The organism is Klebsiella sp. K-Nf6 (assembly GCF_002806655.1).
Lineage (GTDB): Bacteria > Pseudomonadota > Gammaproteobacteria > Enterobacterales > Enterobacteriaceae > Klebsiella > Klebsiella variicola.
The window spans coordinates 292,737-316,779 of record NZ_PIBN01000006.1; the positions used below are offsets into that span (position 1 = coordinate 292,737).

General features: G+C 60.1%; 22 protein-coding genes. 14 read left to right on the forward strand and 8 right to left on the reverse strand.

What is annotated here, in order from left to right:
* The 6 genes from CWM61_RS13165 to hycI are packed head-to-tail and all read left to right on the forward strand — an operon-like array spanning window position 1 to window position 4,839.
* Window positions 1-924, forward strand: coding sequence for a respiratory chain complex I subunit 1 family protein (locus CWM61_RS13165; RefSeq protein ID WP_046882467.1), 924 nt, complete (start codon window positions 1-3; stop codon window positions 922-924).
* A 16-nt stretch (window positions 925-940) separates the two neighbouring features.
* The gene (gene hycE / locus CWM61_RS13170) at window positions 941-2,650 is read left to right on the forward strand and encodes a formate hydrogenlyase subunit HycE (protein ID WP_004151044.1); all 1,710 of its coding nucleotides are present in this window, start codon (window positions 941-943) and stop codon (window positions 2,648-2,650) included.
* A 9-nt stretch (window positions 2,651-2,659) separates the two neighbouring features.
* Window positions 2,660-3,202: a formate hydrogenlyase complex iron-sulfur subunit gene (locus CWM61_RS13175; protein WP_023290793.1), complete on the forward strand. Its 543-nt coding sequence runs from the start codon at window positions 2,660-2,662 to the stop codon at window positions 3,200-3,202.
* Window positions 3,202-3,969: an NADH-quinone oxidoreductase subunit B family protein gene (locus CWM61_RS13180; protein WP_002914891.1), complete on the forward strand. Its 768-nt coding sequence runs from the start codon at window positions 3,202-3,204 to the stop codon at window positions 3,967-3,969. Before CWM61_RS13175 ends, CWM61_RS13180 begins: the two co-directional genes overlap by 1 nt.
* Window positions 3,966-4,376 carry a formate hydrogenlyase maturation HycH family protein gene (locus tag CWM61_RS13185; RefSeq protein WP_100631369.1) on the forward strand — a complete coding sequence of 137 codons (411 nt, stop codon included), beginning with the start codon at window positions 3,966-3,968 and terminating at the stop codon, window positions 4,374-4,376. Before CWM61_RS13180 ends, CWM61_RS13185 begins: the two co-directional genes overlap by 4 nt.
* Window positions 4,369-4,839 carry a hydrogenase maturation peptidase HycI gene (gene hycI / locus CWM61_RS13190; RefSeq protein WP_100631370.1) on the forward strand — a complete coding sequence of 157 codons (471 nt, stop codon included), beginning with the start codon at window positions 4,369-4,371 and terminating at the stop codon, window positions 4,837-4,839. The genes CWM61_RS13185 and hycI overlap by 8 nt, the downstream gene beginning before the upstream one ends.
* On the opposite strand, the gene CWM61_RS13195 is transcribed toward hycI, so the two are convergent.
* The 3 genes from CWM61_RS13195 to ascF all read right to left on the reverse strand — a co-directional run bounded on the left by CWM61_RS13195 (window position 4,836) and on the right by ascF (window position 8,218).
* Window positions 4,836-5,144, reverse strand: coding sequence for a SymE family type I addiction module toxin (locus CWM61_RS13195; protein WP_074387766.1), 309 nt, complete (start codon window positions 5,142-5,144; stop codon window positions 4,836-4,838). The genes hycI and CWM61_RS13195 overlap by 4 nt on opposite strands.
* A gap of 180 nt (window positions 5,145-5,324) precedes the next feature.
* Window positions 5,325-6,749, reverse strand: a complete 1,425-nt coding sequence (locus tag CWM61_RS13200; protein ID WP_100631371.1) for a 6-phospho-beta-glucosidase — start codon at window positions 6,747-6,749, stop codon at window positions 5,325-5,327.
* 26 nt (window positions 6,750-6,775) lie between these two features.
* On the reverse strand, window positions 6,776-8,218 hold the full coding sequence (ascF, locus tag CWM61_RS13205; protein WP_100631372.1) for a PTS cellobiose/arbutin/salicin transporter subunit IIBC: 1,443 nt from the start codon (window positions 8,216-8,218) through the stop codon (window positions 6,776-6,778).
* Window positions 8,219-8,485: 267 nt separating this feature from the next.
* On the opposite strand from ascF, the gene CWM61_RS13215 reads away from it, so the two are divergent.
* The 5 genes from CWM61_RS13215 (at window position 8,486) to CWM61_RS13235 (ending at window position 15,260) form a co-directional block, all read left to right on the forward strand.
* A complete protein-coding gene (locus CWM61_RS13215; RefSeq protein WP_016161695.1) occupies window positions 8,486-9,499 on the forward strand; it encodes a LacI family DNA-binding transcriptional regulator in 1,014 nt (337 codons plus the stop codon).
* A gap of 135 nt (window positions 9,500-9,634) precedes the next feature.
* Window positions 9,635-10,162: an electron transport protein HydN gene (hydN, locus tag CWM61_RS13220; RefSeq protein ID WP_008806174.1), complete on the forward strand. Its 528-nt coding sequence runs from the start codon at window positions 9,635-9,637 to the stop codon at window positions 10,160-10,162.
* Between the two features lie 8 nt (window positions 10,163-10,170).
* Window positions 10,171-12,405 (forward strand): carbamoyltransferase HypF, encoded by a 2,235-nt coding sequence (gene hypF, locus CWM61_RS13225; protein WP_100631374.1) that lies wholly within the window; start codon window positions 10,171-10,173, stop codon window positions 12,403-12,405.
* A complete protein-coding gene (locus CWM61_RS13230) occupies window positions 12,402-13,415 on the forward strand; it encodes a HoxN/HupN/NixA family nickel/cobalt transporter (protein WP_008806172.1) in 1,014 nt (337 codons plus the stop codon). Before hypF ends, CWM61_RS13230 begins: the two co-directional genes overlap by 4 nt.
* A 510-nt stretch (window positions 13,416-13,925) precedes the next feature.
* Window positions 13,926-15,260 carry an MFS transporter gene (locus tag CWM61_RS13235; RefSeq protein ID WP_074387770.1) on the forward strand — a complete coding sequence of 445 codons (1,335 nt, stop codon included), beginning with the start codon at window positions 13,926-13,928 and terminating at the stop codon, window positions 15,258-15,260.
* 39 nt (window positions 15,261-15,299) lie between these two features.
* On the opposite strand, the gene CWM61_RS13240 is transcribed toward CWM61_RS13235, so the two are convergent.
* Window positions 15,300-16,016 carry an IclR family transcriptional regulator gene (locus CWM61_RS13240; RefSeq protein WP_012540776.1) on the reverse strand — a complete coding sequence of 239 codons (717 nt, stop codon included), beginning with the start codon at window positions 16,014-16,016 and terminating at the stop codon, window positions 15,300-15,302.
* Window positions 16,017-16,182: 166 nt separating this feature from the next.
* Here CWM61_RS13240 and CWM61_RS13245 point away from each other — a divergent pair, with 166 nt between their 5' ends.
* Together CWM61_RS13245 and CWM61_RS13250 are read left to right on the forward strand one after the other, a co-directional pair.
* Window positions 16,183-16,878, forward strand: a complete 696-nt coding sequence (locus CWM61_RS13245; RefSeq protein ID WP_074387771.1) for a methyltransferase — start codon at window positions 16,183-16,185, stop codon at window positions 16,876-16,878.
* Window positions 16,875-17,822: a hydroxyacid dehydrogenase gene (locus tag CWM61_RS13250; RefSeq protein WP_100631375.1), complete on the forward strand. Its 948-nt coding sequence runs from the start codon at window positions 16,875-16,877 to the stop codon at window positions 17,820-17,822. The genes CWM61_RS13245 and CWM61_RS13250 overlap by 4 nt, the downstream gene beginning before the upstream one ends.
* Window positions 17,823-18,012: 190 nt before the next feature.
* On the opposite strand, the gene norW is transcribed toward CWM61_RS13250, so the two are convergent.
* Window positions 18,013-19,146, reverse strand: coding sequence for an NADH:flavorubredoxin reductase NorW (gene norW / locus CWM61_RS13255; protein WP_100631376.1), 1,134 nt, complete (start codon window positions 19,144-19,146; stop codon window positions 18,013-18,015).
* Window positions 19,143-20,582 carry an anaerobic nitric oxide reductase flavorubredoxin gene (gene norV, locus CWM61_RS13260; RefSeq protein WP_100631377.1) on the reverse strand — a complete coding sequence of 480 codons (1,440 nt, stop codon included), beginning with the start codon at window positions 20,580-20,582 and terminating at the stop codon, window positions 19,143-19,145. The genes norW and norV overlap by 4 nt, the downstream gene beginning before the upstream one ends.
* A gap of 187 nt (window positions 20,583-20,769) precedes the next feature.
* Here norV and norR point away from each other — a divergent pair, with 187 nt between their 5' ends.
* Window positions 20,770-22,320 carry a nitric oxide reductase transcriptional regulator NorR gene (gene norR / locus CWM61_RS13270; protein WP_100631379.1) on the forward strand — a complete coding sequence of 517 codons (1,551 nt, stop codon included), beginning with the start codon at window positions 20,770-20,772 and terminating at the stop codon, window positions 22,318-22,320.
* On the opposite strand, the gene gutQ is transcribed toward norR, so the two are convergent.
* Both gutQ and srlR read right to left on the reverse strand, forming a co-directional pair.
* The gene (gene gutQ / locus CWM61_RS13275; protein WP_047079014.1) at window positions 22,283-23,248 is read right to left on the reverse strand and encodes an arabinose-5-phosphate isomerase GutQ; all 966 of its coding nucleotides are present in this window, start codon (window positions 23,246-23,248) and stop codon (window positions 22,283-22,285) included. The two genes, norR and gutQ, sit on opposite strands and share 38 nt — an antisense overlap.
* Window positions 23,241-24,014 carry a glucitol operon DNA-binding transcriptional repressor SrlR gene (gene srlR / locus CWM61_RS13280; protein WP_008806163.1) on the reverse strand — a complete coding sequence of 258 codons (774 nt, stop codon included), beginning with the start codon at window positions 24,012-24,014 and terminating at the stop codon, window positions 23,241-23,243. The genes gutQ and srlR overlap by 8 nt, the downstream gene beginning before the upstream one ends.
* Between the last annotated feature and the right edge of the window lie 29 nt (window positions 24,015-24,043).

Below are 24,043 nucleotides of genomic sequence, written 5' to 3' on the forward strand. Positions count from 1 at the left end.
ATGAGTCTGTTAATTGCATTGCTACAGGCGCTGGTGCTGTTTGCCGTCGCGCCGCTGTTGTCCGGGATCGTTCGCGTCGCCCGCGCGCGGCTGCATAACCGCCGTGGACCGGGGGTACTGCAGGAGTATCGCGATATCCTGAAACTGCTGGGCCGTCAGAGCGTCGGTCCTGACGCCTCGGGCTGGGTGTTCCGCCTGACGCCGTACGTCATGGTGGGCGTGATGCTGACCATCGCCACCGCGCTGCCGGTGGTGACGGTGGACTCTCCGCTGCCGGTGCTCGGGGATCTCATCACCCTGATCTACCTGTTCGCCATCGCCCGTTTCTTCTTTGCCATTTCTGGTCTGGACACCGGCAGCCCGTTTACCGCGCTGGGCAGCAGTCGCGAAGCGATGCTCGGCGTGCTGGTGGAGCCGATCCTGCTGCTGGGTCTGTGGGTGGCGGCGCAGGTCGCCGGCTCGACCCATATCAGCACCATCACCGATACCCTTTACCACTGGCCGGCAGCGCGCAGCATTCCACTGATTCTGGCGCTGTGCGCCTGCGCCTTCGCCACCTTTATTGAGATGGGCAAACTGCCGTTCGATCTGGCGGAAGCGGAGCAGGAGCTGCAGGAGGGCCCGCTATCGGAATACAGCGGCAGCGGCTTTGGCATCCTGAAGTGGGGCATCAGCCTCAAACAGCTGGTGGTGCTGCAGATGTTTGTCGGGGTCTTTTTCCCGTGGGGCCAGATGACCAGCTTCAGCGTCGGCGGACTGCTGTTAGCGCTGGTGGTCGCCGTCGTCAAGCTGGTGGTCGGGGTGCTGATTATCGCGTTGTTTGAAAACAGCATGGCGCGTCTGCGTTTTTGTGCCACCTCCCGCGTCACCTGGGCCGGGTTTGGTTTTGCCTTTTTAGCTTTCGTCTCCTTGCTGGTGGCGTGATTAAGAGAGTTTGAGCATGTCTGAAGAAAAAATCGGTCAACACTATCTTGCGGCGCTGCACCAGGCCTTTCCTGGCGTGGTGCTGGACGAAGCCTGGCAGACCAAAGACCAGTTAACTATCACGGTGAAGGTCAACTACCTGCCGGAAGTGGTGGAGTTTCTCTACTACCAGCAGGGCGGCTGGCTGTCGGTGCTGTTCGGCAACGATGAACGTAAGCTGAACGGCCACTACGCGGTCTATTACGTGCTGTCGATGGAGCAGGGCACCAAATGCTGGATCACCGTGCGCGTGGAAGTGGACGCCAACAAACCGGAATACCCGTCGGTGACGCCGCGTGTCCCGGCGGCGGTGTGGGGCGAGCGCGAAGTGCGCGATATGTACGGCCTGGTGCCGGTCGGCCTGCCGGACGAACGTCGTCTGGTGCTACCGGACGACTGGCCGGACGAACTCTATCCGCTGCGCAAAGACAGCATGGACTATCGCCAGCGTCCGGCGCCGACCACCGACGCGGAAACCTACGAGTTCATTAATGAGCTTGGCAGCAAGAAAAACAACGTGGTGCCGATCGGCCCGCTGCATGTCACCTCAGATGAACCTGGCCATTTCCGCCTGTTCGTTGACGGCGAGAACATTATCGACGCCGACTACCGCCTGTTCTACGTCCATCGCGGGATGGAAAAGCTGGCGGAAACCCGCATGGGTTATAACGAAGTGACCTTCCTGTCGGACCGGGTGTGCGGCATCTGCGGCTTCGCCCACAGTACCGCTTACACCACCTCGGTAGAGAACGCGATGGGCATCGTGGTGCCGGAGCGGGCGCAGATGATCCGCGCCATTCTGCTGGAGGTGGAACGCCTGCACTCGCACCTGCTGAACCTCGGTCTGGCCTGCCACTTTACCGGCTTTGACTCCGGCTTTATGCAGTTCTTCCGCGTGCGCGAAACCTCAATGAAGATGGCGGAAATTCTCACCGGCGCGCGTAAAACCTACGGCCTGAACCTGATCGGCGGGATCCGCCGCGACCTGCTGAAAGAGGACATGATCCAGACCCGTCAGCTGGCGCAGCAGATGCGCCGCGACGTGCAGGAGCTGGTGGATATGCTGCTCAGCACGCCGAATATGGAACAGCGTACCGTCGGTATTGGCCGTCTGGATCCGGAAATCGCCCGCGACTTTAGTAACGTCGGCCCGATGGTGCGCGCCAGCGGCCACGCCCGCGACACCCGCGCCGACCACCCGTTTGTCGGCTACGGCCTGCTGCCGATGGAAGTCCACAGCGAGCAGGGCTGCGACGTGATATCTCGCCTCAAGGTGCGGATCAACGAGGTTTATACCGCGCTGAATATGATTGATTTCGGTCTCGATAACCTGCCGGGCGGCCCGCTGATGGTGGAAGGGTTCACCTATATTCCGCACCGCTTCGCACTGGGCTTCTCCGAGGCGCCGCGCGGCGACGATATCCACTGGAGCATGACCGGCGACAACCAGAAACTGTACCGCTGGCGCTGCCGGGCGGCGACCTACGCCAACTGGCCGACCCTGCGCTATATGCTGCGCGGCAACACCGTTTCCGATGCGCCGTTGATCATCGGCAGCCTCGACCCGTGCTACTCCTGTACCGACCGCATGACCGTTGTCGATGTACGTAAGAAGAAGAGCAAAGTGGTGCCGTACAAAGAGCTGGAGCGCTACAGCATCGAGCGTAAAAACTCGCCGCTGAAATAAGGAATCGCCATGTTTACCTTTATTAAAAAAGTTATTAAGACCGGCACCGCGACGCACGCCTACCCGTTGGAGCCGATGCCGGTGGACAAAAACTTCCGCGGCAAACCGGAGCACAATCCACAGCAGTGTATCGGCTGCGCGGCCTGCGTGAACGCCTGCCCGTCGAACGCCCTGACGGTCGAGACCGATCTGGCCACTAACCAGCTGGCGTGGCAGTTCAACCTCGGGCGCTGCATCTTCTGCGGCCGCTGTGAAGAGGTGTGCCCGACGGCGGCGATTAAGCTGTCGCCGGAGTATGAGCTGGCGGTGTGGAAGAAAGAGGATTTCCTCCAGCAGTCGCGCTTTGCTATCTGCCACTGCCGGGAGTGCCAGCGTCCGTTCGCGGTGCAGAAGGAGATCGACTACGCCATCGCGCTGCTCAAGCATAACGGCGATACCCGCGCCGAGCTGCACCGTGAAAGCTTCGAAACCTGCCCGGAATGCAAGCGCCAGAAATGCCTGGTGCCGTCCGATCGTATTGAACTAACCCGCCATATGAGGGAGGCCAGCTGATGAGTACTTTACTTGGCCCGCGCGATGAAAACGGCATTCCCGTGCCGATGACGGTGGATGAATCCATCGCCAGCATGAAGGCCTCGCTGCTGAAGAAGATTAAACGTTCGGCCTACGTCTACCGTGTCGACTGCGGCGGCTGCAACGGCTGTGAAATCGAGATCTTCGCCACCCTTTCGCCGCTGTTCGACGCTGAACGCTTCGGCATTAAGGTGGTGCCTTCGCCGCGCCATGCCGATATTCTGCTGTTTACCGGGGCGGTGACCCGCGCCATGCGCTCCCCGGCGCTGCGCGCCTGGCAGTCGGCGCCGGATCCGAAGATCTGTATCTCCTACGGCGCCTGCGGCAACAGCGGCGGCATCTTCCACGACCTGTACTGCGTCTGGGGCGGCACTGATAAAATCGTACCGGTCGATGTCTATATTCCGGGCTGCCCGCCGACGCCCGCCGCCACCCTGTACGGCTTCGCCATGGCGCTCGGCCTGCTGGAGCAGAAAATCCATGCTCGTCTGCCAGGCGAACTCGACGAACAGCCGACCGAGCTGCTGCATGCCGATATGGTGCAGCCCCTGCGGGTGCGCATCGATCGCGAAGCGCGGCGTCTGGCGGGCTATCGCTATGGCCGGCAGATTGCTGACGACTATATGCGTCTGCTCGGCCAGGGCGACAGCCAGGTGCTGCGCTGGCTGGAGGCGGAGAAAGATCCGCGTCTGACCGAGATCGTCACCCATCTCAACCAGGTGGTCGAGGGGGCGCGTATCCGATGAGCGAGACGGTGGTGTTCAGTCAGCTGAGCCGTAAATTTATTGATGAGAACGACGCCACGCCGGATCAGGTGCAGCAGGTGGTCTATTACAGCCTGGCGATTGGCCACCACCTCGGCGTCATCGACTGTCTGGAGGCGGCGCTGAGCTGCCCGTGGGACGCGTATCTGGCATGGATCGCCACCCTTGAGGCCGGGAGCGCCGCGCGGCGCAAAATGGAGGGCGTGCCGAAGTATGGCGAAATCGTCATCGACAGCAGCCATGTGGCGATGCTGGCCAACGCCTTTGATAAAGCGCAGTCCGCGCAGACCCCGCAGCAGCAGGCGTGGAGCAAAACCCTGCTCAGCATGCTGCATGATATTCACCAGGAGAGCGCCATCTACCTGATGGTGAGGAGATTACGTGACTGACGTTTTACTCTGTGTCGGCAACAGCATGATGGGCGACGACGGCGCCGGCCCGCTGCTGGCGGAGATGTGCGCGGCGAACCCGGCCGGCCAGTGGGTGGTCATCGACGGCGGCAGCGCGCCGGAAAACGACATCGTGGCGATCCGTGAATTACGCCCCGAACGCCTGCTGATTGTCGATGCCACCGATATGGGCCTCAACCCCGGTGACGTTCGCGTCATCGATCCCGACGATATCGCCGAGATGTTTATGATGACCACCCATAACATGCCGCTCAACTATCTGGTCGATCAGCTGAAAGAGGACGTCGGCGAGGTGATCTTCCTCGGCATTCAGCCGGATATCGTCGGTTTTTATTATCCGATGACCCAGCCGGTAAAAGAGGCCGTTGCCCGGGTGTACCAGCAGCTGGCAGGCTGGCAGGGCCAGGGCGGCTTTGCGCGGCTGGAGGCTGAAGACGATTAACCCAGTGGCGAACCGGGCTCTCCGCCGGCGCACGACTGACCGGCCGGGAGCCCCGTTCCCGGCGGCGCCAGCTCAAGATTCTCTATCACTAATTTCCCGGGCGACACCGAGACTCTGACCTGCGTGCCGACCGGAAACCCCGCCTGCTCCAGCCAGTCGCCGTTCAGGCTCAGGGCTGCGTGGCGGGTGTAGCGCCGTGTCTCCCGTGTTTTGCGGTCCTCATGGCGTTTTCTGACATATCCCACGGTTAACTGGCGAATGGCCCTGGCTATCCCTCTGGCTGCGGTAGGGTGCTGTGCGCTCATGATGTGCTCCTTGCTGAAAATACCCCTGTAAAAGTACTGTATAAAATACCAGTTATTGTGAACAGGAGGCAAACCAGAAACTGGAATCAGGCTCGAGAAAAAAGCATGTAATGGATGCAACAGAAAGCAGACGCCCATCCCCGTTTATCGCGGGAAATGGGCGCGTGTGGGCGAGGGGGCTTAGTCGAGATCGGCGCCGTTGCTGGCTATCACCTTCTGGTACCAGAAGAATGACTTTTTACGCTTACGCGCCAGCGTGCCGTTGCCGGCATCGTCGCGATCGACATAGACAAAGCCGTAGCGCTTGCTCATCTCGCCGGTTGACGCTGAGACCAGATCGATGCAGCCCCAGCTGGTGTAGCCCAGCACCGGAATGCCGTCGCCGATAGCGTCGCGCATGGCCCTGATGTGCTCGCGCAGGTAGCTGATGCGATAGTCGTCATTGATGTCGCCATTGGCGTCGATCTCATCGCGAGCGCCAAGCCCGTTTTCCACCAGGAACAGTGGTTTCTGATAGCGGTCATACATCATGTTCATGGTGATGCGCAGGCCCAGCGGGTCGATGCCCCAGCCCCACTCGCTGGCCGGGATGTGCGGGTTCTTCAGCGACTTGACGATGTTGGCGGCATTGGTGTTGCTGGCGTTCATCTCCGCCGAGGCGCAGCGCGACGCGTAGTAGCTAAAGGAGACGAAATCGACGGTGTTTTTTAGGATCTCGTCATCGCCCGGCTGTTTCGCAATCGTGACCCCTTTTTCCCGGAACACCCGCGGGGCCCACACCGGATAGGCGCCGCGCGCCTGGACGTCGATAAAGAACAGATTTTCGCGGTCCTTCTCCAGCGCCATCCACACATCTTCCGGCTTGCAGGAGTAAGGATAGAAATTGCCGCCCGCCAGCATGCAGCCGACCTGGTTCTGCGGGTTAATCTCATGGGCGATTTTTGTCGCCAGCGCGCTGGCCACCAGCTCGTGATGCGCGGCCTGGTACTTCACCTGCTCCTGATTTTCTCCCTCTTCAAACACCAGCCCGGCGCCGGAGTAGGGGCTGTGCAGCATGATATTGATTTCATTGAAGGTCAGCCAGTACTTCACCAGCCCGTCAAAGGCCTCAAAACAGGTGCGGGCGTAGTGGCTGAAAAAATCCACCATTTTGCGGTTACGCCAGGAGCCGTACTCCATCACCAGGTGCATCGGCACGTCGAAATGACACAGCGTGACCAGCGGCTCAATACCGTGCTTTTTGCATTCCTCAAACAGTGAGCGGTAGAAGGCGATGCCCTGCGGATTCGGCTGTTGCTCGTCGCCGCGCGGGAACAGGCGGCTCCAGGCGATGGAGGTGCGGAAGACGCTGAACCCCATCTCGGCCATCAGGGCAATATCTTCTTTATAGCGATGGTAAAAATCGATCGCCTCATGGCTGGGGTAAAACTCGTCTTCACGCAGCGTAAAGCGCTTCTCCAGGCCTAATTTTACCGGCAGGCGGTGGGCGCCATGGGGAAGGGTATCCACGGTGGTCAGCCCCTTGCCGCCTTCAAAATAAGCGCCTTCAGACTGGTTGGCGGCCAGTGCGCCGCCCCATAAAAATCCCTGTGGGAAACTCGCCATGCATTACCTCATTATTAATTGTGTGTTCAGGCGTGGGATGCCTGGGCCCGGGCCTGGCGCGCTCTGGCGTCGGCAGCGGCCTGTTCAACGGGAATATCTTCAAAGCCGAGGATCAGCGTCAGGGCAAACGACAGCACCACCGACAGCGCCATCACGCCAAATACCCAGACGATAGTCATCGGATTGGCTGGATCGAAAAACTGCACGCTGGTAAACAGCCCAGGCGCCGCCATCGAATGGCTGGCCAGACCGGCGATTCCCGCCACCGCGCCGCAGATAAAGCCGCTGATTAAGCTGGCGATCAGCGGGCGCTTCAGGCGCACCGCCACGCCATACAGCGCCGGTTCGGAAATCCCGGCCAGAATCGCCGATGCCGCGGCGGCCAGCGCCGTCTGGCGCAGCTCCGGGTTTTTGGTTTTCCACGCCACCGCCAGCGACGATCCGCCCAGCGACAGGTTGGCGCCGATCTCCGATGGCATCACCATGCCCTCTTTGCCGGTTTCGGCGATGGTCTGAATGATGGTTGGCGTAAAGACGCGGTGCATCCCGGTCATCACCAGCAGTGGCCACAGCCCGCCCATGATCGCCACCGACAGCCAGCCGAGATAGCTGTGGATCGTATACACCAGCGCGGAAATGGCGCTGCCGATCCAGATGCCCAGCGGGCCAATCAGCAGGATCGCCAGCGGGGCGGCGATCAACACGATCAGCATCGGCTTAAGGAAGTTTTTCGTCACCGCCGGGGTAATGCGATCCACCCAGTGCTCGATATACGACAGGCACCAGGTCATCACCAGCGCCGGGATCACTGTGTAGGTGTATTTCACCGCGGTAACCGGAATAAAGGCGAATTCAACGTGTTCGCCCTGGGCGGCTTTGGCCATCAATTCGATAAACCCGGGATGCACCAGCACCCCGGCGATGGCGATAGCCAGCGACATATTGGTTTTGAATTTCACCGCCGCGGAGGCGGCCACCATCAGCGGCAGGAAGAAAAACGCGCCGTCGCCGATAAGCGTCAGGAGGGTCAGCGTCGGTGAGCCTTTCGGCAACGCGCCGCTCATCTCGAGGATCATCGCCAGCAGCTTGACCATCGATCCGCCGATAATCGCCGGGATCAGCGGCGACATGGTGCCGATCAGCGCGTCCAGGATCCCGGCGCCGATGCGTTTCAGGGTCAGCGGCGCTTTGCCCTGCGGCTCAGCCGGGCGCAGGTCGCCAGGCAGCAGATTCACGACCTCGCGGTAGGCCTGGGAAACGGTATTGCCGATGATCACCTGGCACTGGTTATCGCTGCGCACAACGCCGAGTACCCCGGTCAGGCCTTTCAGGGTGGGGCTATCGACCTTTTCGTCGTCTTTGACCACGAAGCGCAGACGGGTCATGCAGTGGGTCACGGCGGCGACGTTATCGACTCCGCCGATTGCCGCGACTATCTGTTGCGCCAGGGCTGCATAATTTTTCGACATCGGATTTTATCCTGTTTATCAATAGGGTACTGATCTGCTACCGCGCCGCATCGCCGGGCGATACCATGTTTATATAGGAAACCGGTTTCACAAAATCATGGTGAGTTTCATTTGATTGCACAAGAAATAAAAAAAGATGATCTCAATTTTGTGATTTTGATCGCGAAGCGTCGCCGTGAGCCGGATCGCGGTTGTGAACAGGGGAATGCTGTAAAAGCGGGAAACGTGCAGTACACTGCCTGCAACTTTTGCAACAGGAAGAATCACATGGCAACGATGCTGGAGGTCGCAAAGCGCGCGGGGGTATCTAAGGCAACCGTTTCGCGGGTACTGTCGGGCAACGGCTATGTCAGTCAGGAGACCAAAGACCGGGTGTTTAAGGCAGTGGCGGAGAGCGGCTATCGGCCTAATCTGCTGGCGCGCAACCTGGCGACCAAAACGACGCAAACCCTGGGCCTGGTGGTGACCAACACCCTGTACCACGGCGTCTATTTCAGCGAGCTGCTGTATCACGTGGCGCGGATGACGGAAGACAAGGGACGACAGCTGATCCTGGCCGACGGCAAGCACAGCGCGCAAGAGGAGCGGGAGGCGATCCAGTACCTGCTGGACCTGCGCTGCGATGCGATCATCATCTACCCGCGCTTTCTCACCGTTGACGAGATGGACGAGATCGTTGAGAACCACTCGCAGCCGATCATGGTGCTTAATCGCCGCCTGCGCCGCCACGCCAGCCACTGCGTCTGGTCCGATCAAAAAGCCTCGGCGATGCGGGTGGTGGAGCGGCTGATTGCGCTTGGCCATCGCGATATCGCCTTTATTACCGGCTCCCTTGACTCACCCACCGGCGTCGAACGCCTTGCCGGCTACAAAGACGCGTTGGCTGGCCACGGCATCGCCCTGAACGAGGCGCTCATCGCGGAGGGGCGCTGGACGCCGGAAACCGGCGCGGCGGCGGTGGAGAGCCTGCGTCAGCGCGGGGTGACCTACAGCGCGCTGGTGGCGAGCAATGACGATATGGCTATCGGGGCGATGAAGCAGCTTCACCAGCTGGGCGTAAAGGTTCCGGATCAGGTCTCGGTGGTGGGGTTTGACGATATTGTGCTGGCGCCGTATATGGTGCCGTCGCTCGCCAGCGTTCGGGTACCGGTGACGGAGATGATTAAAGAGAGCATCAATCGGCTGATATTTATGCTGGATGGTGGGGAATTCAACTTTCAGCAGAGCTTCCCCGGGGCGCTAATTGAGCGTGATTCACTGGTGGCGGGTCCCTGTGCCTGACGTCGTCAGCTGTCATCGTCACTACTGACGATGACAGCAAATATTCGATTTAATTCTCTTAACTATCAATAATATAAAAACTGGAACGTATTATGCATACTCCGGCGCCTAACCTTCTTACTGCTGGAGAAATGGATGAACCGTTTCATTATCGCCGATGCGAGCAAATGTATCGGCTGTCGCACTTGCGAAGTGGCCTGCGTGGTGTCCCATCAGGAACATCAGGATTGCGCCGCCCTGACGCCTCACACCTTTCAACCGCGTATTCACGTGATCAAAGGGGTCAATGTCTCCACGGCGACCGCCTGCCGTCAGTGTGAAGACGCCCCCTGCGCCAACGTCTGCCCGAACGGCGCCATCAGCCGCGATAAAGGCTTTGTCCATGTGATGCAGGAGCGCTGCATCGGCTGCAAAACCTGCGTTGTTGCCTGCCCGTACGGGGCGATGGAGGTGGTGGTGCGCCCGGTGATCCGCCATAGCGGTGCCGGACTGAACGTCGTGGCGGAAAAAGCCGAAGCCAACAAGTGCGACCTCTGCTTCCACCGCGAGAGCGGCCCGGCCTGCATGGAAGTCTGCCCGACGCACGCCCTGGTGTGCGTTGACCGCAACAAGCTGGAGCAGATGAATATCGAGAAACGTCGCCGTACGGCGCTGGCCTGGTAAGTCGTGGCATGAACGGGGTGCAAATCCGCATTCGCGGTAAAGTGCAGGGGGTGGGGTTCCGCCCCTTTGTCTGGCAGCTGGCCCGGAGGCAGGCCCGCTGCGGCGATGTCTGTAATGACGGTGACGGCGTCCTCGTGCGGCTGGCCGGGGGCGACGATGGTTTTACTGCCGCCCTGGCTGACCACTGCCCGCCGCTGGCGCGTATCGACAGCACCGACTGCACCCCTTATTGCTGGACGGCCACGCCGCAGGATTTCACCATCCGCGAGAGCGGGGCGGGACGCATGCGCACCCAGATCGTGCCCGATGCGGCGACCTGTCCGGCGTGCCTTGCGGAGATGAATGATCCCCGGGCGCGCCGCTACCGCTACCCCTTTATCAACTGCACCCACTGCGGGCCGCGGTTGACCATTATCCGCGCCATGCCCTACGACCGGCCTTTCACCGCAATGGCGCCGTTCCCGCTCTGTTCCCCTTGTGAGGCGGAATTCCGCGATCCTGCGGATCGCCGTTTTCACGCCCAGCCGGTGGCCTGCCCCGACTGCGGGCCGCGCCTGGAATGGCGGGCAGAGGGGGAAACGCTGAACAGCGAGGCGGCGCTGCAGGCGGCCATCACGCGGCTGGCGGCAGGCGACATCGTGGCGATAAAAGGTATCGGCGGCTTTCATTTGGCCTGCGATGCCGGTAATCCCGCTGCTATTGCCACGCTGCGGGCGAGGAAACACCGTCCGGCGAAACCGCTGGCGGTGATGCTGCCCTCTGCGGCGGGGTTACCTGCCAACGCCGTGGCGCTGATGGACTCCCCGGCGGCGCCCATCGTACTGATTAGCAAAGCGCAGGTCTCCGGCCTGTGCGACGAGATTGCGCCAGGGCTTGCGGAAGTTGGGGTGATGCTGCCGTCTAATCCGCTGCAGCATTTGCTTCTGCAGGCGCTGGCGCGCCCTATCGTGATGACCTCCGGCAACCTTAGCGGCCGCCCGCCGGCGTTAAGTAATACTGAAGCACTCAACGACTTAGCCGACATCGCCGACGGCTTTTTGCTCCATAACCGCGACATCGTGCAGCGGCTGGATGATTCTCTGGTGCGCTCGAGCGGAGAAATGCTGCGCCGCGCCCGGGGCTATGTCCCGGATGCGCTGCCGCTGCCGCCGGGTCTGGACAAGGTGCCGCCGCTGCTGGCGCTGGGCGCGGACATGAAAAACACCTTCTGCCTGGCGCGCGGCAGCGAAGCGGTGCTGAGCCAGCACTTTGGCGATCTTGGCGAGGAAGGCGTTGAACAGCAGTGGCGCAGCACCCTGCAACTGATGCAAAGCATTTACGCGTTTGTGCCGCAGCGGGTGGTGGTTGATGCCCATCCCGGCTATCGCTCAACGCAGTGGGCGGCGTCCCTGTCGCTGCCGGTGGAGACAGTGCTGCATCACCATGCTCATGCCGCGGCGTGCCTGGCCGAGCACCGCTGGCCGCTTGACGGCGGCGACGTTATCGCCCTGACCCTCGACGGCATCGGCATGGGGGAGAACGGCGCGCTGTGGGGCGGGGAGTGCCTGCGGGTTAACTATCGCCAGTGCGAACATCTTGGCGGGTTGCCGGCCGTCGCGCTGCCGGGCGGTGACCTGGCGGCGCGCCAGCCGTGGCGAAATCTGCTGGCCCACTGTCTGGCCTTTGTCCCTGACTGGCAGGATTATCCGCAGACCTCCCCCCTGCGCCAGCGCAACTGGCCGCTGCTGGCGCAGGCCATCGATCGCGGCATTAACGCGCCGCGCGCCTCGTCCTGCGGACGGCTGTTTGACGCCGTCGCCTGCGCGCTGGATTGCGCGCCGGAGAGTCTGAGCTATGAAGGCGAAGCGGCCTGTCGGCTGGAGGCGCTGGCCGCCAGCTGCCCCGGCGTCAGCCATCCGGTCACGCTGCCGTGGCGCGGCAATGCGCTGGACCTGGCCACCTTCTGGCGGCAGTGGCTGCGCTGGCAGGCGAGCCCGGCGCAAAAAGCCTGGGCATTTCATGACGCCCTGGCCTGCGGACTGGCGGCGATGGCCCGCGACTGTGCGACTGCCCGCGGCATCGACACGATGGTCTGCAGCGGTGGGGTGCTGCATAACCGCCTGCTGGCGGCGCGATTGACCTTTTATCTGGCGGATTTTACTCTGCTGTTTGCGCAGCAGTTGCCGGCCGGCGACGGCGCAATCGCATATGGTCAGGCGGTGATCGCCGCCGCCCGCGGGCAGGCTCAAGGAACACAACAATGATAATGACAGTTTTACGCCAGCAGCCGCGCGCTGCGGGACTGGTGTTGGGGTTGATCGCGGCAAACTTACTGGCCTGGTGCTGGGCGCTGCAGGCCTTTGGCGACAGCGGCGCGCTGATGGCCGCCAGCCTGCTGGCCTGGGGCTACGGCCTGCGCCACGCGGTCGATGCCGACCATATCGCGGCGATTGATAACGTGACCCGTAAGATGATGCAGCAGGGGCGGCGGCCTTTCGCCGTCGGGGCCTGGTTCTCGCTGGGCCACTCATCGATTGTGGTATTGGCCTCGGCGGCGATTGCCGCGACCGCCACGGCCTTCAGCGCGCAGATGAGCTGGCTGCACGACACCGGTAGCGTCATCGGCACCGCCGTGTCGGCCCTGTTTTTACTGGCGATGGCCTTTATCAACCTGGTGATTTTACGCAGCGTGTGGCGCAGCTTTCGGGCGTGGAAGCGCGGTGAGAAAGTGAGCGACGAAATCGTCAGCGGCGGCGGGGTGATGAGCTGGCTGTTTGGCAAAACCTTCCGTCTGGTCAGCCGCAGCTGGCAGATGTACCTGGTCGGCTTCCTGTTCGGCCTCGGTTTTGACACCGCTACCGAAATCGGTGTGCTGGGTATCTCCGCCGCCGGCGCGTCGAGCGGGATTTCCGTCTGGTCGATTATGGTCTTCCCGGCGCTGTTCGCCAGCGGTATGGCGCTGGTGGATACCCTCGATAACGTGCTGATGGTCGGCGCCTACGGCTGGGCATTCAGCAAACCGCAGCGCAAGCTTTATTACAATATGACCATCACCGGCACCTCGGTGGTAGTGGCGCTGTTTATTGGCGGCCTGGAGGCGCTGGGTCTGCTGATGGATAAGTTTGCGCTCAGTGGCGGGATATGGCGCTGGGTGGGGATGTTAAACGATAACCTTGGCGATGCCGGATTTGTGGTGGTCGGGTTGTTTGTCGCCTGTTGGGCGCTGTCGGTGCTTAACTACCGCTGGCGCGGCTACGACAATCTGGCGCGTTAGCCTGGATATTTTCCCGGCTTGCGCTGCGCTTAGCCGGGCTACCCGACCTTCCCGGCGGCGCTGCTCTGCGCAGGCTGACCCAGGTCCTGGCGATGCATCGCTCTGCGTCAATAATCTCAATTACTTAACTCATTGAAAATTATTATTTTTTACCAAATCTTCATTTTCCCCCGTTTTAACGACCCGAAGCATCTGTGATTCACCTCTTATTTACATCATTTAAACCACTCGTTAACTGGATAAAAACACGACAGCCTCGTTATAGTAGTTTTGTAAAATAAAACTTGGTTGTACAGAGTGCAACAATAGCGAGGTGTTCATGGAAATCGTTACCGCGCCGCACCTTGCGGCCAGAAACGTGTGGCTTGCGTTACATGGTAAGCGCCATGACATCCTGAGCCGCCCATCCTCATCTCCGGACGCGGTAAAACGGACGCATCAGGCTGAAGTCACTTATTTCGTCACTACATCGTTTTCCTGATAAACATAATGAAACCCTGCGAGGAAACCATGACCGATCAATTACCGAACCGCGCGACCGATAACGACGCGCTGGAAAAAGAGACCATGCGGCGGGTTATCTGGCGCATCCTGCCTTTCCTGGTTGTCAGCTACCTGGTGTCGATTATTGACCGGGGCAATATTGGTATGGCTGCGCTGCAGATGAATGAGGATCTGGGCCTGAGTAAGGCGGCTTTTGGCTTCGCCAGCAGTTTGTATTTTGTGGCCTATTTTATCTTTGAGGTGCCCAGTAACCTGGCGATGCAGAAGGTGGGGGCCCGCTTGTGGATCCCGCGCATTATGATCAGTTGGGGAGTGGTATCGATGTGTATGGCGCTGGTGCAAAACACCACCTCCCTTTACATCGTACGTTTTTTGCTGGGTGCTGCCGAAGCGGGCTTTTTTCCTGGCGTGGTGCTCTATCTTACCTGGTGGATCCCGTCACGCTACCGTGCGCGCATCATTGCCTCTTTTATGGTGGCCATTCCGCTGGCTAACTTTATCGGCTCACCGCTTTCTGGGCTGATCCTGATGTTGGATGGCTGGTTAGGGCTGCGCGGCTGGCATCTGTTATTCATTATTGAAGGGTTGCCGGCGGTACTGCTGGGGATTGCCGCTTTCTTTATTTTGCGCGACCGCCCGCATCAGGCTGCCTGGTTAAACGACCGGCAGAAAGCGTGGCTGGAAAACACGCTTCAGGCGGAGCGCCAACAGCAGACACAGATCGGCCACACCACCACATGGCAACTGTTGAAGCATCGCCAAATCTGGATCATGGCGCTGATTTACGCCGGCGCGTCATCTGCCGGCACCACGCTTAGCGTCTGGTCTCCACAGCTGCTGAAGTCGTTCCATCTTGATAACCTGACCACCGGGCTGCTGAATGCCATCCCCTATGGACTGGCGTCGGTGCTGATGATTGTCTGGGGACGCAGTTCGGACCGGAAAAATGAACGCCGCTGGCACACGGCGCTTACCCTCTTTATGATTGCGGCTGGCGTGTTCGCGGCGTTTATCAATCTGTCGCTTCCGGCCACCATTATGATCCTCAGTACCATACTGATTGGCGCTTATGCGGCGAAGGGCCCATTCTGGGCGCTGGCATCGGGCTGGATGAGCAGCACGTCCGCTGCCGCCGGGCTGGCGGCCATCGGCGCGATCGCCAACCTGATTGGCGGCGCGGTGATGGTGAATGCCTATGGCATTATTAGCGAACGGACAGGAAGCCATACGCTGGCGATGCTGCCGCTGGCCGCCTTGTGTCTGGCAGGCGGCATTGCGGTGCTGGCCATGGGACGGCGTTACTCGCAGACTGCCAGGCAGGAAAAACAGGTGACCCATTAATAAGCAAAGGCGGGATTTTTCCCGCCTTCTTAGCCAATCTTACTCTTTCAGACCGTAAAACCTTTCGCAGAATGGCTTGCTGGCGCCTAGCTTGAGCGACAGGCGGTTGGCTGTCTCCTGCATGAGCTGGCTGATGCCGCTCTCTTTACGATCTTCCGTCAGGCGCGATGCCGGCCCGGTCAGGGCCAGCGCCGCGATCAGTTTATCGTGGACGCCAAACACTGGCATTGCGAAGGCCGCGGTGTGCGGGTCGCGCGCGCCGGAGGTATAAAACGGCAGCGTCGGTTCGTCTTCCTGCAACGATTCACCCAATCCCCAGTGGCGTAAAACTTTGCTGATAGCGGAACCATCCAGCGGGAACTGGCTGCCGGGCAGGTTGCTGTGGCGTAATCCCTGGGAGGCTTCGGCGCGGAACAGACACAGGCGTTGCCCCCCCTCAATCACGTACCAGCTCGCGCTTTCGCTGGAGGCCTGTGACAGCGCCTGCAATTCCGGCTGTACGACTCTGGCAAGTTCAAATGATTGTTCATAGAGCTTGCCGAGATAGAGCAGACGGTGGCCGAGCGTATAGGTGCCATCGTCGTGCCGGATGATGTAGTTCATTCGCTCAAGCGAATTCATCAGGCGATAAACGGTTGTTTTGTGATATCCCGAAAGCTGGGCCAGCTCCGTTAACGTCAGACTGTCATTACCGGGACGGAAGCAATCAAGTAAAGCCAGCGCCTTTTCAACGGCAATTACACCTTCATTCCCCATCATGTTCTCCTTTTTGCCGAACAAAATTGTACCTGAATTTTGTGAGTAACTTCGTGTTTACATCACAAACAACTTCGCAACACTGGCGAAAAGCGAAGCAATGCTCGTATAGTTGTTTTATATAGTACACGTGAGTTGTATCTAGTAAAACAAATGGAGAGTAACCATGCCTGCTTCACAACAGAAACTCATCAACTTTGATATTGCGCGTGTTGACGCGGAAGAGGTCCGCCAGGCCGCCGAATTTCAGGCCGCCATTCTGGCTGACGTGGCCGGACGCCGTGGCACATTACATGGCCGCATCAAGCCGCTGGCACCGCATATGGCGGTTGCCGGGCCGGCGATTACCGTAGAGGTCCGTCCGGGGGATAACCTGGCTATTCACGCCGCAATGGCCGTCGCCAAACCTGGCGACGTGCTGGTCATCGACGGGAAGGGCGATCTCTCCTGCGCGCTGCTGGGAGAGATCATGGCGACGCAGGCGCAGGCCAGCGGTATCGCAGGGATCATCATCGACGGCGCCGTTCGCGATGCGGAAACCTTAAGTAAACAACGCTTTCCGGTTTTCGCCGCCGGCCTGAATCCGTGCGGCCCCACCAAGTTCATTCCAGGCAGGGTCAATCATGCTATTTCAGTCGGTGGCGCCGCCGTGCAGGCAGGTGACTTAGTGGTAGGGGATATTGACGGCGTGGTCGTTATCCCGCGCGATGAAGTCCGCACCATCATCGAACTGGCGAAAGGCAAACTGGCGATGGAATCAAAACGTCTGGTTGCTATCCGCGACGGCGACCTTCGTCCGCACTGGCTGGAGAGCGCTCTGCGTCAGGCAGGGATGCTGAGCGAAGGGGAGACACTGCCATGAGCGCTAAAAACGTCATCCTGATTACCGGCAACGATTTGGCTGCAGCAGCGCTGGAGATGCTGGAAGATTACGAGCTTGTCTTTGCCGGCCGCCAGCCAACAGAATCTCAGCTGATAGCCCTGTGCCAGCAGCACAATCCGCAGGCGATACTGGTGCGCTATGGCAAAATCACGGCCGCCGTCATGGATGCCGCCCCGGCATTGAAGGTGATTGCCAAACATGGCAGCGGTATTGATGTCATTGACGTTGAGGCGGCCACCGCGCGCGGCATTATGGTTCGCGCGGCGACGGGGGCCAATGCCGCCGCGGTTTCCGAACACACCTGGGCGTTAATTCTGGCCTGTGCCAAGTCGGTCATTCCCCTTGACCGCCGCCTGCGTGAAGGGCACTGGGATAAATCAACGCATAAATCGCTCGAACTTGAGGGCAGAACGCTGGGACTGGTCGGCCTCGGCGCCATTGGTAGCCGTGTGGCGAAAATTGCCGTCGCCTTTGGTATGAAGGTTCTGGCTTACGATCCCTACGCGAAAACGGTCCCGCCGGAATGTGAACGTGTTGACGAACTCAAAGACCTGCTGATGCAGGCCGATGTTCTGTCCCTTCATTGTCCCTTGACGCAACACAATAGGGGAATGATCAATGCTGCCACGCTGGCGCAGTGTAAGCCGGGCGCTATCCTGGTGAATACTGCGCGCGGCGGGTTGATTGACGATGCGGCGCTGGCCGCAGCATTAAAAGCGGGGACGTTGCGCTGGGCGGCGCTCGACAGCTTTCACAGTGAACCATTAACTACGCCGCACATCTGGCAGGCGGTTGATAATGTCATTCTGTCTCCGCATGTGGGTGGCGTTAGCGATGCCTCTTACGTGAAAATGGGGACCGCCGCCGCAGCTAACATTCTGCAGGTGCTGCAGGAGTCGGCTCAGACAGAAACAACGTATTAAGTGTTAACTGAACCTGCGCTCCCGGTTGATTTTTCTGCACTCTGTTTTCCGTGGCGCAGGGTGCGCACAGGGGGCGGCCAGTCGCCGCCCCTGCCCCGGCGGGGGCCTACAGGATATGAGCTTACGGGCGGCCTCCGTAGGCCGGGTAAGCGTAGCGCCACCCGGCAAAACAGGGCTGCCTGGACGGCAATCAACTTACCAGCTGCCTGAGCAGCGCAAAGGCTTCTTTCATCTTGTCTTCGCTGACCACAAAGGCACGCAGTTGATTCTCTGCATCCAGGCCTTTCGCCACCAGCCCCTCTTTGGCGGCCACGATATTCCACGTCAGATCGTCGCGGAGGGTGTCGCCGGCCAGATGCAGCGGCAGGTCCGGGGTCTTCACTTTCACCAGCATCGGCGGCAAGGTGAGCTCGCCCGTCTGCGCCAGCAGGTTTTTACTCAGGCACAGCGCGCTGAGCAAAATCGGCTGCAGGAACGGCAGCACCATGCCGTTGATTTCCGCGCAGTCGCCGAGGGCGTAAATCGCCGGATCGCTGGTTTGCAGCTGGCTATTGACCACCACGCCGCGGTTGATCTGTAGGCCGGCGTGGCGCGCCAGCGAGGTTTCCGGGCGCAGACCGGCTGCGGCCACCACCGCATCCACGACGATCGCCCGCTGGCGGTCAAGGCTGACGCGAATGCCATCGGCGGTTTGCTCCAGCCCTTCCAGCTGCGATTTCAGCATCAGATGTACGCCCATCTCGGTAAGCCGATGCTGCAGGCGGCTGCTGGCCTCCGGCGGCATCAGCGCCGCCAGCACGCTGGCGGAGTTATCGACCACCGTTACCGCTTTACCGGCGCGACAGAAATCCATCGCCAGTTCACAGCCAATCAGGCCGCCGCCGACGATCAGCACTCGTCTGGCGTCGCGAAGCTGGCTCTGCGCCGCGCCGTATTCGCGCTGGCTGTTCAGCGTCAGCATCAGCTCGCGTCCCGGTACCGGGGGGATAAACGGCGTCGCGCCGGTGGCCAGCACCAGTTTGTCGTAGCGCCACTGGTTATCCTGGCTCTTCACTAACCGGTTTTCGGCGTCGATATCGCTCACCCAGGTGTGGGGAAACAGGCGCAGAGTGTACTGCTCGGCGAACTCGCCCGCGCTTTGCAGGGTGAGATCGTCGGCGTTCTGCCCGCGGCTGATGACATGGCTGAGGTCCGGTTTGTTGTACTCATCCATGCTATCGGCGGCGATGAGGGTCAGCGGGATTTGCGTATCCTGCTTACGGATATTTTTCACCAGCTGGCGGGCCGCGAAGCCCGAGCCGATGATGACGATGCCATCACTCATTTTGCCTCCGTCGCCAGAACGTCAAAGACATCTTTGCCAAGAGAACACTCAGGGCAGAGGAAATTGTCCGGCACTTCACTCCACGGCGTACCCGGCTGGACATCCTGGTTGGGTTCGCCTTTCGCCGGATCATAGACCCACTGGCACACGCTGCACTGCATCATGGGACCGAGATCGGCGGCGGCGCAGGCGCAATCCTGTGGTTCCGGCGTTGTCGCTGCTTCAGCAACCGGCAGCGGCGAGAGGGCCCACTGGCGGGCGATGTCGCGTCCGTGTTGGCGGCACAATTCCAGCGCGTCAATATCCGGGCGCCATTTGGCTTTCAGGCTCAGCGACATCTCAAACCCAGCATCCTGCAGGCGGGTGGACAGGCGGTCTACCGCGCCGCCGCTCCAGCCGTGCGAGCCAAAGGCGCTGGCGCGTTTATTGCGAAAACGCAGCCCGGTCATCTCTTCCACCAGCCCGGCGATTTTCGGCATCATCACGTTGTTCATGGTGGAGGTGCCCACCAGTACGCCTTTCGAGCGGAAAACATTGGTGAGAATGTCGTTTTTGTCGCTGCGGGCGACGTTGAAGATTTTTACCGCCACCCGCGGGTCAACTTCGGTGATCCCCTGGGCAATGGCGTCCGCCATCATACGGGTGTTGTTGGACATGGTGTCGTAGAAAATCGTGATGCGATCTTCCTGGTAATCCGCCGCCCACTCGAGGTATTTCTCGACGATTTGCGTCGGGTTATCGCGCCAGACCACGCCGTGGGAGGTGGCAATCATCTCCACCGGCAGGTTGAAGCCGAGGATCTCGGTAATTTTTGGCGTCACCAGACGGCTAAACGGCGTCAGGATGTTGGCGTAGTAGCGCTGGCACTGTTCGTACAGTTCAATCTGGTCCACTTCATCGTTGAACAGGTGTTCGTCGCAGTAGTGCTGGCCGAAGGCGTCATTGCTGAACAGCACCGCATCGCCGGTCAGGTAGGTCATCATGCTGTCAGGCCAGTGCAGCATCGGCGTTTCCACGAAGATCAGCTGTTTACCATTACCGATATCGAGAGTATCGCCGGTTTTCACCACGTGGAAGTTCCACTCCGGATGATGATGGTGGCCGTTGATCGAGTCGATGGCGTTGGCGGTGCAGTAGATCGGCGTATCCGGGATCTGCATCATCAGCTCAGTCAGCGCGCCGGCATGGTCCTCTTCGGCGTGGTTAATGACGATATAGTCGAGGTCGGCGAGATCGATTTCGCTGCGCAGGTTCTGCACGAACTCGCGGCTGAATTTATGATCGACGGTATCGATCAGCACGTTTTTCTCTTCGCGGATGAGATAGCTGTTGTAGCTGCTGCCGCGCAGCGTTTTATATTCGGTACCGTGGAAATTACGCACTTCCCAGTCACGTTGGCCAACCCAAAGAATGTTATTTTTAACCGCAATAGACATAGCAACCTCAATCAATACAGTGTGTTTAAATTCAGTTGACTGGCTTATATCAAGTTACATGCCAACTTTTTAATTCATTGATAATTATATATTTTTAATTTTTTCTGATTTTGGTTGCTGTCAAAATGACAATAGCTAAAATAGTCGATATGACAATGCGTGTTGTCAAAATGACAATGGAGCGGCAATGAGTTTTTCCGTCGACGAGCTGGCGAGAATCGCCATTGATTTACAAAGCGATATTGGTCACAGCGACCGTTTTTCGCGCCTGATTACCACCCTGCGGCAAATCCTCGGCTGCGATGCCTCGGCGTTGTTGCGCTATGAGGCGCATCAGTTTGTGCCGCTGGCGATCGATGGCCTGGCGCAGGATGTACTTGGCCGGCGCTTTGCGCTGGAAGGGCACCCGCGGCTGGAGGCGATTGCGCGCGCTGGGGATGTGGTGCGCTTCCCGGCGGATAGCGACCTGCCCGACCCCTATGACGGCCTGATCCCCGGCCAGGAGAGCCTGAAGGTTCACGCCTGCGTTGGCCTGCCGCTGTTTGCCGGGCAGACGCTGATTGGCGCGCTGACCCTTGATGGGATGGATGCCGACCGGTTTGACAGCTTCAGCGATGAAGAGCTGCGGCTGATTGCCGCGCTGGTGGCTGGCGCCTTGAATAACGCGCTGCTCATCGCCCGCCTTGAGGCGCAAAACGTGTTGCCGGTGCAACCGGTGAATGACGCGCAGCCTGAGCGTCAGGAGATTATCGGCCTCTCGGCGCTTATGCTGCAGCTGAAAAAAGAGATCGATATCGTCGCCGCCTCGGATTTAAACGTGCTGATTAGCGGCGAAACCGGCACCGGTAAAGAGCTGGTGGCGAAGGCGGTGCATCAGGGCTCTCCGCGGGCGGCCAACCCGCTGGTCTATCTCAACTGCGCGGCGCTGCCGGAAAGCGTGGCGGAGAGCGAGCTGTTCGGCCATGTGAAAGGGGCATTTACCGGGGCTATCAGCAACCGTAGCGGTAAATTTGAGATGGCGGATAACGGCACCTTGTTCCTTGATGAAATTGGCGAACTGTCGCTGGCGTTGCAGGCGAAGCTGCTGCGCGTGCTGCAGTATGGCGATATTCAGCGCGTCGGCGATGACCGCAGTCTGCGAGTCGATGTGCGGGTGCTGGCGGCGACGAACCGCGATCTGCGCCAGGAGGTGGTGGAAGGGCGCTTTCGCGCCGACCTGTACCATCGGCTGAGCGTCTTTCCGCTGTCGGTACCGGCGCTACGCGAGCGGGACAGCGATGTGGTGCTGCTGGCGGGCTATTTCTGCGAGCAGTGCCGCCTGCGAATGGGGCTGGCGCGGGTGATACTCAGCGAAGCGGCGCGCGGCAGGCTGCAGCAGTGGTCCTGGCCGGGCAACGTGCGCGAACTGGAGCATGCTATTCATCGGGCGGTGGTGCTGGCGCGGGCCACCCAGGCCGGCGATGAAGTGGTGCTGGAGCCGCAGCATTTCCAGTTTGCGGTGACGGCGCCGATGTTGCCGACTGAGACGGCGGTAGCGGCGCCGGCGACGGAAAACGTCAATCTGCGCGAGGCGACCGACTCTTTTCAGCGGGAAGCGATTAGCCGCGCGCTGGAGGCGAACCAGCGCAACTGGGCGGCGACCGCCCGTGCGCTGGAACTGGACGTCGCCAACCTGCATCGGCTGGCGAAACGTCTGGGACTTAAAGGATCCCTGCCTGGTAAAAATTCTGCAGGTTGATGGCGCCGACCAGTTGGCCGTTTTCATCCACGACCGGCGCGGCGCTGATTTTGTGTTTCATCAGCCGCTCTTTGGCTTCCACCGCGCGGCTTTCCGCCTGCAGCGTCACGCCGTTGCGGGTCATCGCTTGAGTGACGCCATCGTTGAGCGTACCACCAGCAACCAGCCAGCGGCGCAGGTCGCCGTCGGTGAAGACGCCCTGTACGCGATTAGCTTCATCGCAGACCGCCACCAGGCCGAGCCCGGTTCGGCTGAGTTCGAGCATGGCGTCCATGACGTTGGCCTCGGCATTGACCCGCGGCACTTCTTCGTCGCGGCGCATCAGGTGATGCACCTTGTTCAGCAGACGCGCGCCGAGGGCGCCCGCCGGGTGGGAACGGGCGAAATCTTCTTCATTGAAACCGCGCGCCTGCATCACCGCCATCGCCAGCGCGTCGCCCAGCATCAGCGTGTTGACGGTGCTGGAGGTCGGCGCCAGGTGCATCGGACAGGCTTCGCGCTCCACGGCGATATCCAGCACCGCTTTCGCCGCCAGCGCCAGCGGCGAGGTGGATTTGCCGGTCATCGCCAGCAGCGGAATGGATTTCTCTTCCAGCCGCGGCACGATGAGATCCAGCTCTTTCGCGCTACCGGAGTAGGAGATAAACAGCATCACGTCGCGGCTGTCGAGCATGCCGAGATCGCCGTGCAGGGCTTCCGCCGGATGGACGAAAAAGGCCGGGGTGCCGGTGCTGGCGAAGGTTGCCGCCAGCTTTTTACCGATGTGGCCGGATTTACCGATACCGGAGACAATCAGTTTGCCCTCGCAGTGGATGATGGTTTCCGCTGCGCGGATGAAGTCGTCGCCCAGGCGTTCCGGCAGGCGGCTCGCCTCCTGCAGCTCAAGCATCAGGGTCTGGCGTCCGGCCTCTAACAAAAAGTTACTCATGATGTTCTCCAGTAATAATGACTTCAATACCTTTGGCTTCCAGCGCCCGCTGGAATTCAGGGTCAATATCGGCATCGGTAATCAATTTATCCACGCGCTCAAGGCCGCAGACGATATTGGGACTTTTACGGCCAAACTTGGATGAGTCGGCCATCAGGATCACTTCGCGGGCGGCGTTGCACATCGCCTTACTGACGGTATACACCTCGTTAAAGGTGGTAACGCCTGCCACCAGATCAATGCCATCGGTGCCCATAAACAGTTTGTCGAAGCTGAATTGTTCGAAAGCGTTTTCCGCCAGCTGGCCGTGGAATGAAGCCGATTTTTTACGGAAGGTGCCGCCCGGCATCAGGATGGTCTGCTCGTTATCGAACTCGGAAAGCGCGTTGACGATATGCAGGCTGTTGGTCATCACCGTGATGTTATTGAAGCGGCTCAGCAGCGGCACCATCTGCAGCACGGTGCTGCCGGCGTCGAGGATAATTGAATCGCCATCGTGGATGTAGCGTACGGCGGCCTCGGCAATCTGCGCTTTCTTATGGGTGTTGATCAGCGTCTTGTGGTCGATAGGCGGGTCGGCCTCGTCTTTATTCAACACTACGCCGCCGTAGGTGCGGATGACGGTCCCGGCATTCTCCAGTATCACCAGATCCTTGCGGATAGTGGTGCCGGTGGTGTCGAAGTGTTGCGCCAGCTCTTCGACCGAGCATTTGCCCTGTGATTGCAGGTGCTCGAGAATGGCTGCCTGGCGCTGACGTGGTTTCATAGGCGTTGTATCCTGCGTTTAAGTTTCGA

Excerpts from the sequence above, each read along its gene's own strand:
- hycE (WP_004151044.1), top strand. The coding sequence starts at position 941 with ATGTCTGAAGAAAAAATCGGTCAACACTATCTTGCGGCGCTGCACCAG.
- norR (WP_100631379.1), top strand. The coding sequence starts at position 20,770 with ATGAGTTTTTCCGTCGACGAGCTGGCGAGAATCGCCATTGATTTACAA.
- CWM61_RS13165 (WP_046882467.1), top strand. The coding sequence starts at position 1 with ATGAGTCTGTTAATTGCATTGCTACAGGCGCTGGTGCTGTTTGCCGTC.
- hypF (WP_100631374.1), top strand. The coding sequence starts at position 10,171 with ATGAACGGGGTGCAAATCCGCATTCGCGGTAAAGTGCAGGGGGTGGGG.
- CWM61_RS13180 (WP_002914891.1), top strand. The coding sequence starts at position 3,202 with ATGAGTACTTTACTTGGCCCGCGCGATGAAAACGGCATTCCCGTGCCG.
- CWM61_RS13195 (WP_074387766.1), bottom strand. The coding sequence starts at position 5,144 with ATGAGCGCACAGCACCCTACCGCAGCCAGAGGGATAGCCAGGGCCATT.
- CWM61_RS13200 (WP_100631371.1), bottom strand. The coding sequence starts at position 6,749 with ATGGCGAGTTTCCCACAGGGATTTTTATGGGGCGGCGCACTGGCCGCC.
- norV (WP_100631377.1), bottom strand. The coding sequence starts at position 20,582 with ATGTCTATTGCGGTTAAAAATAACATTCTTTGGGTTGGCCAACGTGAC.
- CWM61_RS13215 (WP_016161695.1), top strand. The coding sequence starts at position 8,486 with ATGGCAACGATGCTGGAGGTCGCAAAGCGCGCGGGGGTATCTAAGGCA.
- CWM61_RS13230 (WP_008806172.1), top strand. The coding sequence starts at position 12,402 with ATGATAATGACAGTTTTACGCCAGCAGCCGCGCGCTGCGGGACTGGTG.
- gutQ (WP_047079014.1), bottom strand. The coding sequence starts at position 23,248 with ATGAGTAACTTTTTGTTAGAGGCCGGACGCCAGACCCTGATGCTTGAG.
- CWM61_RS13245 (WP_074387771.1), top strand. The coding sequence starts at position 16,183 with ATGCCTGCTTCACAACAGAAACTCATCAACTTTGATATTGCGCGTGTT.
- srlR (WP_008806163.1), bottom strand. The coding sequence starts at position 24,014 with ATGAAACCACGTCAGCGCCAGGCAGCCATTCTCGAGCACCTGCAATCA.
- CWM61_RS13240 (WP_012540776.1), bottom strand. The coding sequence starts at position 16,016 with ATGGGGAATGAAGGTGTAATTGCCGTTGAAAAGGCGCTGGCTTTACTT.
- CWM61_RS13235 (WP_074387770.1), top strand. The coding sequence starts at position 13,926 with ATGACCGATCAATTACCGAACCGCGCGACCGATAACGACGCGCTGGAA.
- ascF (WP_100631372.1), bottom strand. The coding sequence starts at position 8,218 with ATGTCGAAAAATTATGCAGCCCTGGCGCAACAGATAGTCGCGGCAATC.
- CWM61_RS13250 (WP_100631375.1), top strand. The coding sequence starts at position 16,875 with ATGAGCGCTAAAAACGTCATCCTGATTACCGGCAACGATTTGGCTGCA.
- norW (WP_100631376.1), bottom strand. The coding sequence starts at position 19,146 with ATGAGTGATGGCATCGTCATCATCGGCTCGGGCTTCGCGGCCCGCCAG.
- CWM61_RS13185 (WP_100631369.1), top strand. The coding sequence starts at position 3,966 with ATGAGCGAGACGGTGGTGTTCAGTCAGCTGAGCCGTAAATTTATTGAT.
- hydN (WP_008806174.1), top strand. The coding sequence starts at position 9,635 with ATGAACCGTTTCATTATCGCCGATGCGAGCAAATGTATCGGCTGTCGC.
- CWM61_RS13175 (WP_023290793.1), top strand. The coding sequence starts at position 2,660 with ATGTTTACCTTTATTAAAAAAGTTATTAAGACCGGCACCGCGACGCAC.